The 17,525-nt window shown below is 62.5% G+C and carries 15 protein-coding genes; 14 read left to right on the plus strand and 1 reads right to left on the minus strand.

Annotation, left to right across the window (positions count from 1 at the left end):
- The first annotated feature begins 184 nt into the window (after positions 1-184).
- The 14 genes from H6678_07895 (at position 185) to H6678_07960 (ending at position 15,187) form a co-directional block, all read left to right on the plus strand.
- Positions 185-3,202, plus strand: a complete 3,018-nt coding sequence (locus tag H6678_07895; GenBank protein ID MCB9473717.1) for a 4Fe-4S dicluster domain-containing protein — start codon at positions 185-187, stop codon at positions 3,200-3,202.
- Positions 3,189-4,589 carry a polysulfide reductase NrfD gene (gene nrfD, locus H6678_07900; protein ID MCB9473718.1) on the plus strand — a complete coding sequence of 467 codons (1,401 nt, stop codon included), beginning with the start codon at positions 3,189-3,191 and terminating at the stop codon, positions 4,587-4,589. Before H6678_07895 ends, nrfD begins: the two co-directional genes overlap by 14 nt.
- Positions 4,582-5,823: a DUF3341 domain-containing protein gene (locus H6678_07905; protein ID MCB9473719.1), complete on the plus strand. Its 1,242-nt coding sequence runs from the start codon at positions 4,582-4,584 to the stop codon at positions 5,821-5,823. The genes nrfD and H6678_07905 overlap by 8 nt, the downstream gene beginning before the upstream one ends.
- On the plus strand, positions 5,820-7,001 hold the full coding sequence (locus tag H6678_07910) for a hypothetical protein (protein ID MCB9473720.1): 1,182 nt from the start codon (positions 5,820-5,822) through the stop codon (positions 6,999-7,001). The genes H6678_07905 and H6678_07910 overlap by 4 nt, the downstream gene beginning before the upstream one ends.
- A gap of 26 nt (positions 7,002-7,027) precedes the next feature.
- Complete coding sequence (locus H6678_07915) at positions 7,028-7,954, plus strand: c-type cytochrome (protein MCB9473721.1); 927 nt, start codon at positions 7,028-7,030, stop codon at positions 7,952-7,954.
- Positions 7,951-8,769, plus strand: coding sequence for an SCO family protein (locus H6678_07920; GenBank protein ID MCB9473722.1), 819 nt, complete (start codon positions 7,951-7,953; stop codon positions 8,767-8,769). The genes H6678_07915 and H6678_07920 overlap by 4 nt, the downstream gene beginning before the upstream one ends.
- 132 nt (positions 8,770-8,901) lie before the next feature.
- Positions 8,902-10,539 carry a cbb3-type cytochrome c oxidase subunit I gene (locus tag H6678_07925; protein ID MCB9473723.1) on the plus strand — a complete coding sequence of 546 codons (1,638 nt, stop codon included), beginning with the start codon at positions 8,902-8,904 and terminating at the stop codon, positions 10,537-10,539.
- On the plus strand, positions 10,539-11,177 hold the full coding sequence (locus H6678_07930; GenBank protein MCB9473724.1) for a cytochrome c oxidase subunit 3: 639 nt from the start codon (positions 10,539-10,541) through the stop codon (positions 11,175-11,177). The genes H6678_07925 and H6678_07930 overlap by 1 nt, the downstream gene beginning before the upstream one ends.
- Before the next feature lie 8 nt (positions 11,178-11,185).
- Positions 11,186-11,482, plus strand: coding sequence for a cytochrome C oxidase subunit IV family protein (locus H6678_07935; GenBank protein ID MCB9473725.1), 297 nt, complete (start codon positions 11,186-11,188; stop codon positions 11,480-11,482).
- 1 nt (position 11,483) lies between these two features.
- The gene (gene coxB, locus H6678_07940; GenBank protein ID MCB9473726.1) at positions 11,484-12,392 is read left to right on the plus strand and encodes a cytochrome c oxidase subunit II; all 909 of its coding nucleotides are present in this window, start codon (positions 11,484-11,486) and stop codon (positions 12,390-12,392) included.
- Positions 12,389-12,607 carry a hypothetical protein gene (locus H6678_07945; protein MCB9473727.1) on the plus strand — a complete coding sequence of 73 codons (219 nt, stop codon included), beginning with the start codon at positions 12,389-12,391 and terminating at the stop codon, positions 12,605-12,607. Before coxB ends, H6678_07945 begins: the two co-directional genes overlap by 4 nt.
- 2 nt (positions 12,608-12,609) lie before the next feature.
- Positions 12,610-13,053, plus strand: coding sequence for a cytochrome c (locus H6678_07950; GenBank protein MCB9473728.1), 444 nt, complete (start codon positions 12,610-12,612; stop codon positions 13,051-13,053).
- A 3-nt stretch (positions 13,054-13,056) separates the two neighbouring features.
- Positions 13,057-14,058: a protoheme IX farnesyltransferase gene (locus tag H6678_07955; GenBank protein ID MCB9473729.1), complete on the plus strand. Its 1,002-nt coding sequence runs from the start codon at positions 13,057-13,059 to the stop codon at positions 14,056-14,058.
- A complete protein-coding gene (locus H6678_07960) occupies positions 14,021-15,187 on the plus strand; it encodes an alanine racemase (GenBank protein MCB9473730.1) in 1,167 nt (388 codons plus the stop codon). The genes H6678_07955 and H6678_07960 overlap by 38 nt, the downstream gene beginning before the upstream one ends.
- 314 nt (positions 15,188-15,501) lie before the next feature.
- On the opposite strand, the gene acs is transcribed toward H6678_07960, so the two are convergent.
- Positions 15,502-17,469, minus strand: a complete 1,968-nt coding sequence (gene acs / locus H6678_07965) for an acetate--CoA ligase (GenBank protein MCB9473731.1) — start codon at positions 17,467-17,469, stop codon at positions 15,502-15,504.
- Between the last annotated feature and the right edge of the window lie 56 nt (positions 17,470-17,525).

A 17,525-nucleotide genomic window follows, 5' to 3' on the forward strand; every position in this document is an offset into this window, starting at 1 on the left:
CAGGCGCTGGGACGGCTGGGAGCCGTACTCGCGGGCCTGTTCGCCCTTGGGCCGCTGGGCCTGCTGAGAAGCGGTGCTCCGCGTTCCTCGGCCGGGCAAGAAACAACGGGCTCCGGCAACGGGACGGGGGATCGCCCGCAACTGTCCCTTCAGGTTCGCCCGGCGGAAAAGGCGGTGAAGCGCAATGTCTGAACAGCACACCGATTCCCGGGGCCAGTGGCTCTCGATCGAAGAGTATCACGCCGCCAGCACGGGTCGCCGTACCCCGGAGTTCAGCCCCGCGGCCGAAGAGCCCATGAGTGCCGAGCAGCTGCCGGCGGGCCTTTCCCGGCGACGGTTCATGACCTTGCTGGGCGCCAGCGCGGCGCTTGCTGCCACCGGTTGCAGCCGTCAGATCGACCGCGGCAAGATCGTGGCCTACACCCAGCGCCCCGAAGAAGTCACGCCCGGCGTGGCGAATTATTACGCCAGTGCCTGCGGCGAAGGCTCCCAGGTCTACAGCGTGCTGGTCAAGACGCGTGAAGGTCGTCCCATTCATATCGAAGGGAACGACGAGCACCCGGACTTCGCGGGCCGCACATCCCTGCGCACCATTTCCGAAATCCTGAATCTCTACGATCCCGATCGCCTGCGGACACCGCGCCTCGACGGCAAGGACGTGGACCCGGCCGCCGCAGCCTCCGCACTTCAGGCGGCCATGGGCGGGAAGGTGCTGCTGCTGACGGGTGCCGGTGATTCACCAACGCGTCAGGCTCTGGTCAAGGCGCTGGCTGAGCGGGTTCCCGGTCTGGAGCACAGAACCTGGGAAGCGCTGGACAACAGCACGAATGTCCCCGGCAGCATGGAGCTCTACGGCCAGTCTGCCAGAATCGTATACGAGATCGACAAGGCCGATGCCCTGCTTACCCTCGATGCGGACATTCTGGGCACCGCCGGCAATGCCACCGTCCAGTCGCGCCAGCGTGCGCTGAATCGACGTGTGAACCAGCGTACCGACACCATGAGCCGGCACTGGGCCGTGGATTCCGCAATGACCCTCACGGGCAGCAAGGCCGATCATCGTCTGGGCCTGCGCGCCAACGCGATGGGTGGTCTGGCCCTGGCGCTGGTCTCCGGTCTGCGGTCTCACGGGCGTTCACTGCCCGCCGGGGTCGATGGTTCCGCTCTCAGCGGCCATTCCCTTGAAGAGTTCGCCAGTGCGCACCACCTGGATCCCGCGCTGCTGGACGCACTGCTGCGCGATCTGAACGAAGCGGGCCGCAAGAGTCTGGTGATCGCGGGTCAGTCGCTGTCTGCGGAGTGTCACGCGGCCGTGGCGCTGCTGAACGCCATGCTGGACAACCGGGGCACTACCTGGATGCTGCAGGCCGCGGATCCCGCCCTTCCCATGGATGCCGCGGGCATGAAGGCCACCATCGCCGAAATGAGCGCCGGTTCGTGGAACACGGTGATCCTTTGCGGGGTGAATCCCCTGTACGACACCCCCGCCAGCTGGGGCTTCGCCGCCGGATTGCAGGCCGTCAAGAACCGTGTGTTCATCGGCCTGCGTGAAGACGAGAGCGCGGCCGCCTGCCAGCTGGTACTGCCCATGTCCCACTGGCTGGAAGGCTGGGGCGACTGGCGCAGCCGTGCGGGCATCTACTGCCTGCAGCAGCCCGTGATCGCGCCCCTTTGGGACACCATGCAGTGGGAAGAGCATCTTCTTCAGGCGGCGGGGCTGGCTCCCGACTACCATGCCTTCCTGATGGATCACTGGCGCCAGGCGTTTCTGCCTGCTGGCACGCTGGTGGATTTCAATGCCTTCTGGAATGCCGTGCTGCACGACGGCATCCACAGGCGCAGCGAAGCATCCGATCTGGGCAATGCCCTGCGTGCACCCGCCGTGAGCGAGGCACTGGCCGCGCTTGCCGGAGAAGGCAAGGCTGCACACGGGGAAGGCCTCGAGCTGGTGCTGCTTCCCGGGCACACTCTCTACGATGGGCGCACGGCCAACATCGGCTGGCTTCAGGAATGCCCCGATCCGGTCACCAAGGAAACCTGGGGCAATTCCCTGCAGCTGTCCTGGACCGATGCGGAAGCCATGGGCATGGAAACCGGTGCCCTGGTGCGCGTCAGCGTCGGTGGAGTGGAACACGACTTCCCGCTGATCGTGACACCCGGCCAGACACCGGGTGTGGCCGTGCTGACCCACGGCGGCGGTCGCAGCGCGGGCAGTGTCGCCAGTGGTGTGGGTGTGAACACCTTCGCCTACACCGACTTCGCCGGCCAGCAGGTCACGGTGACCCAGATCGAAGCGTCCAAGGGCCAGTATGGCGAGAAGCGCTCGCTGGTGACCCAGCGCCACTTCAATCTGGAAGGCCGCGATCATGTGCGGCACTGGACCATGGAGCAGTTCGCCAATCACAGCGAACCCCACGTCCACAAAGACCCTTACATCGGCCGCACCTTCTACCCGATTCGCGAGTACCCCAACCACAAGTGGGGCATGGTGGTCGACCTGTCGGCATGCACCGGTTGCACGGCCTGCGTGATGGCCTGCCAGAGTGAGAACAACATTCCGGTGGTGGGTCCCGAGCGGGTGGCCAAGGGCCGCGAGATGCACTGGATCCGCATCGACCGCTACTACGAAGGCAATCCCGCGGCACCCACCGTGCTGCATCAGCCGATGATGTGCCAGCATTGCGACAACGCCCCCTGTGAGAACGTCTGCCCGGTGGCGGCCACGTCCCACAGCGAGGAAGGTCTGAACACCATGACCTACAATCGCTGCGTGGGCACCCGCTACTGCGGAAACAACTGCCCTTACAAGGTGCGTCGCTTCAACTTCTTCGCCTACACCGACAAGCGCAGCCCGCTGGATCTGGCGGCCAATCCGGAAGTGACCGTGCGTGATCGCGGCATCATGGAGAAGTGCACCTTCTGCATTCAGCGCATCAACAACGCGCGCAACATCGCCAAGTCGGAGAATCGCCCGGTACGAGACGGCGAGATCCGCACCGCCTGCCAGAACGCCTGTCCCACGGACGCCATCATCTTCGGCGACCTGAAGGATCCTTCCAGTCGCCTGTCCCGCGCCCTGAAGACCGATCGCGGTTACAAGGTGCTGGAGGAACTGGGTGTCGGCTCCGCCGTGACCTATCTGGCCGAAGTGCGCAACCCGGCCCTGTCCACCGAATCCGGAGACGCCCATGAGCAGCACTGATTCCAGCCTGCTGGACGCACTGAAAACCCCGGCGATCACGGTCGGTGAGGTCAGCATCGGCCAGGTGGACGACAGCGTGCTCAGCGCGACCGAGCGCAAGCCGCCGTTCAAGTGGTATGTGGCCATCGCCTTCACCCTCAGCATTCTGATGATGGGCATGTCCTGCATCGGCTGGTCCATCTACAAGGGCACGGGTGTCTGGGGCAACAACGATCCCGTGTTCTGGGGCTGGCCCATCGTCAACTTCGTGTTCTGGGTGGGCATCGGGCACGCCGGAACGTTGATCTCGGCCATCCTGTTCCTGTTCAGGCAGAAGTGGCGCAACGCCATCGCCCGTTTCGCCGAGGCGATGACGATCTTCGCGGTGATGTGCGCCGCCATCTTCCCGGTGATCCATACTGGTCGTCCCTGGCTGGCGGCTTTCTGGCTGTTCCCCTATCCCAACACGCGTGGCATGTGGGTCAACTTCAACAGCCCGCTGATCTGGGACGTGTTCGCGGTGTCGACCTACTTCACCGTGTCGCTGCTGTTCTGGTACGTGGGCCTGATTCCCGACTTCGCCAGTGTGCGTGATCGTGCCAAGGGCACCATTCGCCGGATGATCTACGGTGTGCTGTCTCTGGGATGGCGCGGCAGTGCCACTCACTGGAATCACTACGAAAAGGCCTACATGATCCTGGCCGGTCTGGCCACGCCGCTGGTGCTGTCGGTGCACTCGATCGTGTCCTTTGACTTCGCCGTGTCGCTGCTGCCCGGCTGGCACACCACGATCTTTCCGCCCTACTTCGTGGCGGGCGCCATCTTCAGCGGGTTCGCGATGGTGGTCACGGTGCTGGTGTTCGTGCGCAACATCATGAACCTGGAACACCTGATCACGGTCAACCACCTGGAGACCATGAACAAGGTGATTCTGGCCACGGGCTCGATGGTCGGTTATGCCTACGCCACCGAGTTCTTCATGGCCTGGTATGCGGGGCATCCCTACGAATTCTTCGTGTTCCTCAACCGCGCCACCGGACCCTACGCCTGGGCCTACTGGATCATGGTCTCGTGCAATGTGATCGCGCCCCAGTTCTTCTGGTTCAAGGCCCTGCGTCGCAGTGTGCCCTTCATGCTGGTGATCTCGATCTTCGTCAACATCGGCATGTGGTTCGAGCGTTTCGTGATCGTGGCCACGTCGCTGCATCACGACTTCATGCCCAGCGCCTGGGACTATTTCCGTCCCACCATCATTGACGTCGGCATCTTCGTGGGCAGTTTCGGACTGTTCTTCACCATGGTGCTGCTCTTCACTCGTGGCCTGCCGGTAATCGCCACGGCCGAAGTGAAAGCGGTGCTGCCCGGTACCCAGCCTCACCACGGACACGGAGGAGACCACCATGTCTAAGACGCAGGGCGCCCAGGCGGTGATCGCCCTCTTCAACAGTGCCCAGGAACTGGTGGACGCGATTCCCAAGGTGCGGGCCACCTGGCACGGCAAGCTGGAAGCCTACACGCCCTATCCTGTGCACGGCATCGAGAAGCTGCTGGGCATCAAGACCTCGTGGGTGGGCTGGATCGTGCTGGGCATGGGTCTGACCGGCCTGTGTTTCGGATTCGGCCTGCAGACCTGGATCTTCAACTTTGCCTATCCGCTGGAGTTCGGTGGCAAGCCGCATTTCGGCTGGCCGGCCTTCATTCCGGTGACCTTTGAAACCACCGTGCTCTTTTCCGCATTCGGTGCGGTCTTCGGCATGTTGCTGGTGGCCAACCGCTTCCCGCATCTCTCGCATCCCTTCCTCAAGACCGAGGCGATGAAGGGCATCACGCGTGACCGTTTCGCCCTGGTCTGCGAAGCCCCGCGCGGCGGCAGTGTGGATGAAGCCGAAGCACGTGCCGTGCTGGAAGCGGCCGGTGGGCAGGATCTGGAAGTGGTCTATGAAACCGACGAAATCGGTTCCGGAGAACTGCTGCCCATCAAGGGAGTGCTGCTGGTCCTGCTGATCTGCGTGGGAGCCGGCTTCGGCATGCGTGAAGTGATTCGCTGGTTCCCGGTGCTGCCTCCGATGGTGAATCTGGACAACACCTTCCGCCAGAATGCGCAAGGCCAGAACGCCGTGTTCAAGGATGGCTTCGGCATGCGGACGCCCGTGGTTGGCACCGTGGCTCGCGGATTCCTGCCGGACCTGATCACCGACAACGAAACCGCCGGGCTCTACAAGGTGAATCCCGTGCGCTCCACCATGGAATCCATGACCCGCGGCAAGGCGCTCTACGAGAATTACTGCCTGGTGTGCCACGGTCCAGTGGCCGATGGCAAGGGCCTGATCGGGCCGAACTACGGTGGACTGCCGGCCAACCTGCACTCCCAGCGTGTGCGCGAGATCGGTGATGGCTACATCTGGTCCGTGATCACCCACGGTCGCAACACCATGGGTGCCTACGGCAAGGACATTGCGGACACCGATCGCTGGCACATCGTGAACTACGTGCGCGCCCTCCAGCGTGCCCAGGACGCCCCGGACGAGGACCTGATTCTGGCCAAGTATCCGCCAGCGCCCGTCGTTCCCATGAAACTCGAGCTGCGGACCAATCAACCGGCTGAGACCGAGACCACGCCGGCCCAGGAGACCCACCCATGAGCGATCGTGCACGCAACACCTCGATGCTTCCCCTGGCCCTGCTGGGCATTGGCTTGCTGGGGGTGATCGCGACCTGGTTCAGCGGGGGGGCCATGCGCTTCGCGGCGAATTGGATCTCCTGGTACGTGATCGGTCTGTCGATCTTCCTCGGAAGCATCTTCATCATCGCGCTGGAACATCTGGTGGGTGCGCGCTGGAGCATTCCCATGCGCCGTGTGCCCGAGCGCATCACCACGCTCATCGGCCCTCTGTTCCTGATCGGTCTGGTGGCCTCGGTGCTGGGGGCGTATCACTTCTATGAATGGGGCACGCCCGCGTTCATGGAAATGGCCGCCGCCGACCACCACCTGCATGCCAAGCACCTCTGGTTCAGCAAGCCCTTCTTCTTCGGGCGGCTGCTGTTCTCGTTCCTGGTCTGGGCCATCGCCTACAAGGTCTTCGTGCTGGGCAGTTTCGCCCAGGACAGCAGCCGTGATCCGCGCCAGAATCTGGGGGCGCGCAAGTTCGCGCCGCCCTTCATGTTCCTCTTCGCCATCACGCTGTCGCTCTCGGCCTTCGATTTCCTGATGAGCGTGGAGCCGCGCTGGTACAGCACGATTTTCGGCGTCTACTTCTTCTCGGTCTGCGTGCTGACCGGCATCGCCACCATCACCCTGCTGGTGCTGCGTCAACTGAAGCTGGGGCGTCTGCCCCAGGTGCGCCCGGATCACCTCTACAGTCTGGGTGGACTGATGTTCGCCTTCACCGTGTTCTGGACCTACATCTCCTTCAGCCAGTTCATGCTGTACTGGTACGGCAATCTGCCCTTCGAGATCTTCTGGTATCTCGATCGCCTGTCGGGCGGATGGTACTGGCTGACTCTGGGTCTGTCCGTGGCGCGCTTCGTGGTGCCTTTCGTGGCCCTGCTGTCCCGCGCGGCCAAGACGGACGTGAAGCGTCTTGCCTGGGTGTCCAAGTGGATCATCGGAACGACCATGATCGACATCTACTGGGTCATCTTCCCCAGTCTGGGCAGGATGTCCGGCACGTCTCACATGGTGTTCGGCTGGCAGGAAATCAGTTTCGCCCTGTTCTTCCTCAGTCTGGGGACCGTACTGCTGCGTCGCAGCATGGAACGGGGTGCGGACATGCCGGTTGGTGATGCCAACCTCAAGGCCGGGCTGGAATTCCACCTCTAGAAACCGCTGCAATCGGGGATCACAGGATGAAGCGTTTTGCGTCAGACAAAGGCTCGGTGCTCAGCGGACTGTTCTGGGGGGTGGTTTTCATCTCCATCTGCGGAGCCATTTTCACCTTCGTGGTGCTTCCCGGGGTGATGTCCCACAAACAGGGCAAGACCAGCGAGGACTTCGGACTGGTTGTCGGCCCCGATCATCACGCCGAGAAGATGGGCAAGTATCACAAGCCCGATCTGGCCGAGATCGAACCCGTGCAGGGTGTGAAGAAGCCGGGTCTGGATCTGGCTGCCGCCGTGGCGGGAAGCGCCGAGATGCTGGCCCGGGGGCAGGAAGTCTTCAATGCCCAGTGTGTGGCCTGCCACGGTGCCGAAGGCAAGGGCGACGCGCCCGCCGGCATTGCCCTGGGTGCAAGGAATTTCACCCACAGCGATGGCTGGAAGAACGGCAACACGCTCACCGACATCGTGGGCACTCTGTCTGCCGGTCTGCCGCCCAAGATGCCCACCTTCGAGCATCTTCCCGCGGCCGACCGTTTCGCGCTGGCGCACTGGGTGATCAAACTCTCCGGTTTCACCCACGCACGCCCCACGGCCGCCCAGATTTCGGCGCTCGACGAGCGTTTCGGCTTCAGCAAGGACCAGATCGAGCCCAATCTTGTGCCGGTCAGCGTGGCCATGCAGCAGATCGATCGCGACAACCGTGATCTGCCACCCCTGGCGACCAATCGCATCACCTCCACGGATGGCATGAAGCTTGTCGCACGCGTGGTCAACAGCATGGATCGCGCGGGGGAGACCATGCGCGGATTCACGGGTTGGCAGAACGACCGCAAGCTGCTGGTCCAGGTCCTGAGTGCGGGAGTGCCCGGCAACGGCTTCAATCCCACCCTGCTGTCCCTCACGGGTGACGAGTGGGCCGTGTTGCAGAAAACGTTGAGCGAGACATCCCGTTGACTTGTTTCCGGACGATCCGTCAGGCACTGACCTGGACCCGGCTGTGGCTCCTGCTGTGTCTGCCGCTGATGGCCTGGTCACAGAATTCCATCGGTGATCCTGCTGATGAGATCGCCTTCGTCGAGCACCTCGGTGGCCATGTCCCCGGGAGTGTCGAGTTCATTGATGAGAATGGTCAGCCGGTCCGACTGGACAGCCTGATTCACAAGCCCACCATCCTGATGATGGTGTACTACACCTGCCCGGGAATCTGCACACCCTTGCTCAACGAGGTGGCGGCGGTCATCGGGCGAACCTCTCTGATTCCGGGCGATGACTACATGCTGCTGGCCGTCAGTTTTGATCCGACGGATACTCCCGAGCTGGCCAGGCAGAAACAGGCCAACTACATCAGCAGTGTCGATCGGCAGAATTTCCGGCCCGAACACTGGCGCTTCCTGACCGGCAGCCAGGAAGCGATCACCGCCCTGAGCGACAGCGTGGGCTTTCGCTACAAGGAAACGGGTGGTGAGTTCATTCATGCGGGAGGCCTGATCGTTCTGGCCCCCGATGGCAAGATTGTCCGATACCTGTACGGCACGGATTTCCTGCCCTTCGATTTCAGAATGGCCCTCGTGGAGGCTCGCAGCGGCAAGATCATGCCCTCGATCTCCCGGGTTCTGGCCTACTGCTTCAGCTACGATCCCGAAAGCCGGACCTACGTGTTCGCGCTGTTCAAGGTTTTTGGAATCGTGATGCTGTTCTTCATTGCCGGACTGGCCATCTTCCTGGTCTACGCCGGCAGAAATCGCACTCGAAAAGCACAGCGGGACTGATACACGATCAGTCGGCTGTTGAAACACACGTCGTTCACTCCAGCAGAGCCCGCATCGCACCAGCAGTCTTCAAGGTGAAGACCTGGCGCACGTCCGGGCTGCACCGGTCGGGACCAAGCAAAGGACAGAGCCATGGCCTACGCAGGCATTGCGCCAGACCAGACACCGACATTCTACGAAGAGGGCACGACCGGCAAGGCGACCGGTCTGCACTCCTGGCTGTTCTCCACCGACCACAAGCGCATCGGCATCATGTACCTGATCGCCATGATGTGCTTCTTCGCGGTGGCGGTCACCCTGGGATTGCTGATCCGCCTGGAGTTGTTCACGGCGGGCCAGACCCTGCCCTTCGTGACTCCGCGGGTCTACAACTCCTTCTTCACCCTGCACGGGGTGATCATGGTGTTCCTCTTCGTGGTACCCGGATTGCCCTCGGTATTCGGAAACTTCTTCCTGCCGTTGATGATCGGTGCTCCGGACGTGAGCTTTCCGCGCCTGAACCTGCTGTCCTTCTGGCTTTACATGACCGGAGCGACCCTGGCGCTGGCCTCGATCTTCACACCGGGCGGAGCCCCCGACACGGGCTGGACCTTCTATGTGCCCTACAGCTATGAAACCGGATTCGCGGCCGTGATGGCCGGGCTTGCCGCCTTCGTGCTGGGATTTTCCTCGATCCTCACCGGTCTGAACTTCGTGACCACCATCCACCGGATGCGGGCCAAGGGCATGGACTTCTTCAAGATGCCGCTCTTCGTCTGGTCGCTGTACGCCACGGCCTGGATTCAGGTGCTGGCCACTCCAGTGGTGGGCATCACCCTGCTGCTGGTGATGGCCGAGCGATTCCTGCACGTGGGCGTCTTCAATCCGGCATTGGGCGGCGACCCGGTCCTGTACCAGCACCTCTTCTGGATGTACAGCCACCCGGCCGTGTACGTGATGGTGCTGCCCGCCATGGGTGTCGTGTCGGACATGCTGGCGACCTTCTGCCATCGCACGATCTTCGGTTACAAGGCCATCGCGTTGTCCAGCATGTCCATCGCGGCGGTGGGCTATCTGGTCTGGGGACATCACATGTTCACCACGGGCATCAGCCCGACCTCGGCCAAGATCTTTTCCTTGTTGACCTTCTTCGTGGCCGTGCCCACGGGCATGAAGATCTTCAACTGGATCGCGACGATGTACAAGGCCTCGATCGAGCTCAAGACCCCCATGCTCTACACGCTGGCGTTCATCTTCCAGTTCAGCATCGGCGGTCTCACGGGCCTGCCGCTGGCCGCCCTGTCCACGGACATCACCCTGCACGACACCTATTTCGTGCTGGGGCACTTCCACTATGTGGCCTTCGGCGGCATCGTCTTCGCCTTCTTCGGGGCCATGTACTACTGGCTGCCCAAGATGTTCGGCCGGATGTACGACGAGACACAGGGCGTGATCGGATTCATCCTGCAGTTCATCGGCTTCAATACTCTGTACTTCCCGATGTTCCTGCTTGGACTGAAGGGCATGCCACGCCGGTACTACGACTATCTGCCCGAGTACCAGTTCCTGCATCAGGTGTCCACCGTGGGGTCCTGGATTCTTGCCCTGGGGCTGATTCTGATGGCCTGGAACCTGATCCGCAGCTCGTTCCGTGGACCGGTCGCCGGCAACAATCCCTGGCAGGGCACGACCCTGGAATGGGACACCACCTCGCCGCCGCCTCTCTTGAATTTCAACCACGAGGTCATCGTCACCCGCGGTCCATACGACTATGAGGAGAGCACTCACTGATGAGCACTCACGACACAGCGGCAACCGAAGCCCCTGTTCACGCCGAGCACAAGGACTACGAGGGCGCCAAGATCGGCATGTGGTTGTTCCTGTTCACGGAACTGCTGCTCTTCGGTGGACTGTTCATCCTCTACGGCGCGTACCGCAGCTTCTACGAAGACCAGTTCGCCTACGCGGCCACCGAGCTGAACACCTTTCTGGGTGTGTTCAATACCGTGATCCTGTTGACCAGCAGCCTGACGATGGTCCTGTCCGTGTCCGCGATGCAGAAGGGCGACATCCGCTCCAGTGTCAACGCCCTGGGCTGGACCTTCCTGCTGGCGATTGGCTTTCTGGTGAACAAGTACTTCGAGTGGTCGGCCAAGGTCCATCACGGGGTCTATCCCGGCTCGAGCACCATGATCGAGCACCACGACAAGGGCGAGGTGATCTTCTATGGCCTGTACTACATGATGACGGGCCTGCACTCATTTCACGTGATCGTGGGCATGATCTGCATGGGCTTCATCTACTGGCACATCCGCAAGGGATGGATCACACCCACGGATTACGTCAAGCTTGAGAATGTCGGCCTCTACTGGCACCTGGTGGACCTGATCTGGATCTTCCTGCTGCCCCTGTTCTACCTCACGAACTAGGAGGATTCATGTCACACGACACCTCACACGAACACCATGAGCCGGCACCCTATTCGACTTTCGTGCTGGTCTGGATCGCCCTGCTCGCGCTGACCACGATCACCGTGGCCGGATCACTGTTGTTTCCCGGTACGGTGGGTATCACCATCGCGGGCATCGTGACTCCAGTCAAGGCCTTCCTGGTGATGTACTGGTTCATGCACCTCAAATGGGAAAGCCGCGGTCTGCGCATCATGGTGGCCTGTGCTTTCCTGCTGTTGGTGATCCTGTTGGCCGGTCTTTTCGGCGACCTCCTTTTCAGATAGGGTGATGCACATGTTTTCAGGTGTTTCTTCATTTGCCGCAGGTGTCGATGGACCCATGGCCTTCATTCTGTGGGCCTCCATCATCATCATGCTGGGAATCACGGCCTTCATGGTCTGGTGCGTCATCCGCTTCAGCAAGAAGCGCAATCCGAAACCGACGCACATTCACGGGAGCGTGAAGCTGGAAGTGCTCTGGACGGTCCTTCCCACCATTCTTGCGATGTACATGTTCTACATCGCCTTCGGCGGTTTTGATCTCATGACCACCCGACCCGATGATGCGATGGTGGTGAAGGCGACCGGGCTCAAATGGCGCTGGGTCTTCGAGTACGAGAACGGCAAGAAAGCCGATCGAATGGTGGTCCCCCTCGACCGCGCGGTCGTGGTGGAACTGGAATCCCGGGACGTGATCCACAGTTTCTATGTGCCGGCTTTCCGCATCAAGAAGGATGCCGTGCCGGGCAAGAACAACTGGACCTGGTTCCAGGCCGAACAGCTTGGCGAATACACCCTCTTCTGCGCCGAGTATTGCGGGAACGACCACTCCTACATGCTGTCTTCGGTCTCGGTGGTCGAGGATGCCGCGTTCACCGAGTGGCTGAATACCAAGGACAAGACCCTCTCGGGCAGCGAGCTTCTGGCGGCCAAGGGCTGCGTGGCCTGTCACTCCCTGGACGGTACTCCGTTGGTGGGTCCTTCTTTCAAAGGATTATTTGGTAAGTTGGAAACGGTTTTGACGGATGGGGCCGAACGACAATTGACAGTCGATGAGGCTTACATCCGGAAATCCGTGTTCGATCCGGCTGCCGATATCGTCAAAGGCTACTCGAACCAGATGCCCTCGCAGACTGGGCTTGTGTCCGATGAGGAATTGGATGTCCTGATCGAGACCATCAAGGAGCTGAAGTGAAGATTCAGAAATGGGTTGTTCTCAGTGCTGCCATGCTTGCCATTTTCACCGCCTGTGGCGGAAGCAACAAGCCGGCAGAAACCACGGAAGACGTGCAGATGACGGCCGAACCCGTGGTTGAAGAGGTGGCGGCCCCGATGGACAGCACCGCAATGGATGCGGTGGCTGCGGACTCATTGGCGGTTGAAGAAGCCGCCGAAGTGGAAGGACAGTAACAATGAAACTGAACATGCTCGTGCTTGGCGCCGTGTGCGGCTTTGGTCTGGTTTCCTGCGGTGGAGGTGACAAGCCCGCAGCGACCACCACGACCACCGAAGCACCTGCCATGGCCAAAGAAAGCGCTCCGGTCGTGGATGTGGCAGCCGCTCAGAAGGTCATGGCCGAAAAGCTTTGCCTGACCTGCCATACCCTCGACGGCACCACCGAGATCAACGGCGCGCCCGCTCTTGGTCCCACGCTGAAGGGCGTGTTCGGAAGCCAGACCACCGTGATCGCCAATGGCCAGGAAATCACCAAGACCGTGGATGAGGCGTATCTGCGCAAGTCCATCAACGAGCCCATGGCCGAGATCAAGAAGGACTTCCAGCCCGTGATGGCTCCCCTGCCGATGACGCCCGAGGAACTGGATCTGGTCATTTCCTACGTCAAGACCCTGAAGTAGTCCTTGCAGCCTCAAGCGGGAATTCTGCTCGAGCTGATCAAGATTCGCGTGACGGCCGCAGTCGCTCTGACTGCGGCCTTCGGCTTTTTATTGGCCGAGCCTCAGCTTTCCATGGCGGTGCCGGGCGTGTTTCTTGGTCTGTGGTTGCAGGCGGCCGGAAGTGCCAGCCTGAATCACTGGCAGGAACGCCACACCGATGCTCTGATGGAGCGCACGAGGAGTCGCCCCCTGCCCACTGGCCGGATCCGCAGCACCACCGTGCTGGCCATCGGGTTGAATCTGCTGGTGCTGGGCTCCCTGCTGCTGTTTCTGGGCTGGGGGGCGCCGCCGGCATTGGCGGGTCTGGCCTCCTTCGTCTGTTACAACCTGCTGTATACACCGCTCAAGACCCGCAGTCACCTGGCCGTGCTTCCCGGAAGTCTCAGCGGGGCCATTCCGCCCTTCGTGGGATGGTTGGCGGCTGGGGGGCGCCTGGATGATCCGCTGATCTGGTTCGTGGCGGCATTCCTTTTCATCTGGCAGTTTCCCCACTTCTGGATCCTGTTGCTGCTGATCGGCGAGGAGTATCACCGGGCGGGCCTGCGCACGCTGGCCAGCCATCTGGGTCAGTTGCAGCTCAGGCGTCTGAGCCGCAATTGGGTCTTCCTGCTGGTGCTTGCGGGCCTCAGTTTCATGGCGCCGCGATTCGGGCTGGGACCCTGGCTGAGAGGCTTGCTGGCCATCGGTTCACTGGGCTTGCTGCTCACCGGAGCCCTGATCATGGGCAAGGAACAGCCGCGCAACCGGGTGCGCCGCCTGTTCCTCTGGGTCAATGCCTACACCCTGCTGGTGCTGCTCTGCCTCACACTGGCTGGGTTCGTATCACGGGACGAACCCATCGGGGCAGCACGGCCAGACGACATCCGGACGGATCTGCGGGAGGTGAGTCCCGATCCCGCTGCCGGGAATCCAGGATCCAGAGGTACCCATGGCACACATGTCGCCCACCACACCCTTCTGGCTTGAAGGCATTCAGCGGCCCTGCCTGCTGCTGGACGAGCGTCGCCTGCAGGCCAACATCCAGAACATGCTCGACCGGTCGCGTGGCTGGCAGCGTCCGCTGAGACCGCACGTCAAGACACACCAGAGTCCAGCGCTCGCCGCCAGGTTCCGCGAAGCGGGTGTCCAGGGCATCACGGTGTCCTCGCTGGACATGGCCAGGCTCTTCCTGGAGGCCGGCTGGAGCGATCAAACGCTGGCCCTGCCGCTCAATCCCACCTGGCTGCCGTCCCTTGCCGAACTGAACACGCATGCTTCCATCGCGGCCCTGGTGGCCGATCCAGGGGTGCTGCAGGACCTGCACGGGCTGCCGACCAGCGCGCGGATTCCGCTCTGGGTGGAAGTGGATACGGGTCATGGGCGCTCGGGCATTCCCTGGAATCAACCTGAGGAACTGGTGGCGCTGGTCCGGGAGCTGCGGCGTATGCCCGCTTGCCGGTTCAAGGGTCTGCTGACCCATGCGGGCGACAGTTATGCCGCACGCGGACCCGTCCAGGTTCAGGCCGTGGCCAGCAGGGTGGGCGAGCGCATGCTGAACTGCCGAGCGGCATTGGAGGCGGCCGGAATCGGGCCCGTTGCGCTGTCATTCGGTGACACGCCCTGTTGCCAACTGGCCAGCGGCCTTGAGGTGTATGACGAACTGCGTCCGGGCAACTTCGTCTTTCACGATTTGATGCAGCTTCAGATTGGGGCCTGCGGCGAAGAAGGGCTGGCGCTTGCGGTACTCTGTCCCGTGTTGAACGTGCGCCCCGACCTGGGGCAGGCGGTTCTGCACGGAGGCGCTGTGCATCTGAGCCGTGAAGCGATCCGGATTGCAGAAACCGATGCAACCGGTCAGAGGGACGAGCCACGCGACTGTTTCGGCCAGGTGGTGGCATTGACGGCCCGGGGGCTGGGCGAGCGCATGGCGGATACCTGTGTGACGCGCATTTCCCAGGAGCACGGAATGCTCAGCGCCCCCGCATCCTTCCTGAAAGATTTGCGGCCCGGACACGTGCTGGCGATCCTGCCGACGCACTCCTGTCTGGCGGCCGATCTCCATCGGGAGTACAGACTGCCCGACAGCTCACGCATCGAGAAATCCTGCTGTCTCTGAGATCGGCCACCCCGAGTCCCAGAAGCGTTTCACGCACCAACCCCCGCCGCGGGGCTGCCGGTGTTCTTGTCCTGGGCACTGTCTGACGCCGTTTCCGGTGCGGAGCGCCGTCTGGAGCTTGGCGGGAGTCATCGCCTCTCCCGGGCAGTGAGCGCCTCGCGGGAGGCCGGCAAGTTCGCGGGCGACCGTTTCAGCTGGACGTCGGAAATCGTGCGCCACCCATTGCACCAGGCTGCTGCGTGCAGGTCGGCCGATCCTGACCCCGGGCCATACCTGGCGGAAGCGGACGGGCACGTCCACGTCCGCCGGCCCGATCAGTAGTTCTTGAGTCCCTTGTGGGCGGCGATCAGGGCGTCCACGATGGCCGGATCGGCCAGGGTGCTCACGTTGCCCAGTTCCTCGTACTCGCCCTCGGCGATCTTGCGCAGAATGCGGCGCATGATCTTGCCTGAACGGGTCTTGGGAAGCCCGGGTACGGGCAGCACCACATCGGGCTGGGCGATCGCGCTGATTTCCTCGCGCACCTGGTACTTGAGCGCGCCCACCAGCTCGTGGCGTTCGATGTCTTCCGCCTCGCGGCTGAGAATCACGAAGGCGAAGATCGCCGTGCCCTTGATCTCGTGAGGCACGCCGATCACGGCCGCCTCGGAGACCAGTGGGCTGGCCACCAGCGCGCTCTCGATTTCCGCCGTGCCCAGGCGGTGACCGGCCACATTGATCACGTCATCCACGCGGCCGGTGATCCAGTAGTAGCCATCCTCGTCGCGGCGGCAGCCGTCACCCGTGAAATAGCGGCCGGGATACTGGCTGAAGTAGGTGGTGCGAAAGCGCTGGTGGTCGCCCCAGATGGTGCGTGCCATGCCCGGCCAGGGGTGGTTGATGCACAGATAGCCGCTGATGTCATTGCCATCCAGAATCTCGTTGCGGTCGTTCACCAGCACGGGCTGGACTCCAAAGAAAGGCAGGGTGGCACAGCCGGGCTTCATGGTCGTGGTGCCGGGCAGAGGAGTGATCATCATGCCGCCGGTCTCGGTCTGCCACCATGTGTCCACGATGGGGCAGCGACCTTCGCCCACCACGTCGTGATACCAGCGCCAGGCTTCGGGATTGATCGGCTCGCCCACCGTGCCCAGCACGCGCAGGCTGCTGCGGTCGTGCCGGGTGACATGCTCGTTTCCTTCGCGGGCCAGGGCCCGGATGGCCGTGGGGGCCGTGTAGAAGCTGTTGATCCTGTGTGTTTCCACCATCTGCCAGTAGCGTTCCGGGGTGGGATAGAGCGGCGTGGACTCGAACATCACGGTGGTGGCGCCGTTGGCCAGCGGACCATAGATGATGTAGCTGTGGCCCGTGATCCAGCCGATGTCGGCGGCACAGCAGTAGACCTCGCCCGGACGGTAGTCGAAGACCAGGCGATGGGTCAGACTGGCCTGCAGCAGGTAGCCCGCCTGGGTATGCAGCACACCCTTGGGCTTGCCCGTGGAACCCGAAGTGTAGAGGATGAAGAGCGGGTCCTCGCTGTCCATCCACTCGCACGAGCAGTAGGAACGCTCGCGCGAGACGGCGTCGTGATACCAGACATCCCGTTCTTCTTCCATGTGCACGGGGGCGCCCGTGCGTTGCACGACCAGCACGGTCCTGACGATCGACAGCCCTTCCAGAGCGCGGTCGGCGATTTTCTTCAGTTCAATGGTCTTGCCGCCACGCAGGCCTTCGTCGGCCGTGATCAGCACGGTGGGCTGGCAGTCCACCACCCGGTCGTGCAGGCTGTCGGCCGAGAAGCCGGCGAACACGATGGAATGAATGGCGCCAATGCGCGCACAGGCCAGCATGGAATAGGCCAGCTCGGGCACCATGGGCAGGTAGATGATGACGCGGTCCCCGCGGCGGACTCCGGCGGCCTTGAGCGCATTGGCGGCGCGGCAGACTTCCTGCTGCAGTTCGGCATAGGTGATATGGCGGGCTTCGCCGGGCTCGTCGGCTTCCCAGATGATCGCGGTCTGGGCTGCCCGTTCCGGCAGGTGGCGATCGATGCAGTTGTGCGCCACGTTCAGCCGTCCTTCGGTGAACCAGGCCACCTCGCCGCGCGTGAAGTCCGCATTCAGCACCCCGTGCCAACGACTGAACCAGCTCAGGGAAAGAGCCTGTTCCGCCCAGAACGCCGTGGGGTCGTCCACCGAATGGCGATACAGTTCCCGGTAGCTGGCCAGGTCGGGCACATGGATCCCGGGCCCACCGGGCAACGGAGTGTTGACACAATCGCCATGGCTCGCGGACTTCTGCATGTGGGTCTCCTGCTGCTGCGTCGTGAGGGCCGAAACCTGTGTGCGGGCGTGGAATT

This window comes from Candidatus Delongbacteria bacterium, assembly GCA_020634015.1.
Taxonomy (GTDB): domain Bacteria; phylum CAIWAD01; class CAIWAD01; order CAIWAD01; family CAIWAD01; genus JACKCN01.

Bases quoted from the DNA above. Each gene is read 5' to 3' on its own strand.
- H6678_07935 (MCB9473725.1), top strand. From the start codon at position 11,186: ATGTCACACGACACCTCACACGAACACCATGAGCCGGCACCCTATTCG.
- nrfD (MCB9473718.1), top strand. From the start codon at position 3,189: ATGAGCAGCACTGATTCCAGCCTGCTGGACGCACTGAAAACCCCGGCG.
- acs (MCB9473731.1), bottom strand. From the start codon at position 17,469: ATGCAGAAGTCCGCGAGCCATGGCGATTGTGTCAACACTCCGTTGCCC.
- H6678_07895 (MCB9473717.1), top strand. From the start codon at position 185: ATGTCTGAACAGCACACCGATTCCCGGGGCCAGTGGCTCTCGATCGAA.
- H6678_07950 (MCB9473728.1), top strand. From the start codon at position 12,610: ATGAAACTGAACATGCTCGTGCTTGGCGCCGTGTGCGGCTTTGGTCTG.
- H6678_07925 (MCB9473723.1), top strand. From the start codon at position 8,902: ATGGCCTACGCAGGCATTGCGCCAGACCAGACACCGACATTCTACGAA.
- H6678_07960 (MCB9473730.1), top strand. From the start codon at position 14,021: ATGGCACACATGTCGCCCACCACACCCTTCTGGCTTGAAGGCATTCAG.
- H6678_07910 (MCB9473720.1), top strand. From the start codon at position 5,820: ATGAGCGATCGTGCACGCAACACCTCGATGCTTCCCCTGGCCCTGCTG.
- H6678_07930 (MCB9473724.1), top strand. From the start codon at position 10,539: ATGAGCACTCACGACACAGCGGCAACCGAAGCCCCTGTTCACGCCGAG.
- H6678_07915 (MCB9473721.1), top strand. From the start codon at position 7,028: ATGAAGCGTTTTGCGTCAGACAAAGGCTCGGTGCTCAGCGGACTGTTC.
- H6678_07905 (MCB9473719.1), top strand. From the start codon at position 4,582: ATGTCTAAGACGCAGGGCGCCCAGGCGGTGATCGCCCTCTTCAACAGT.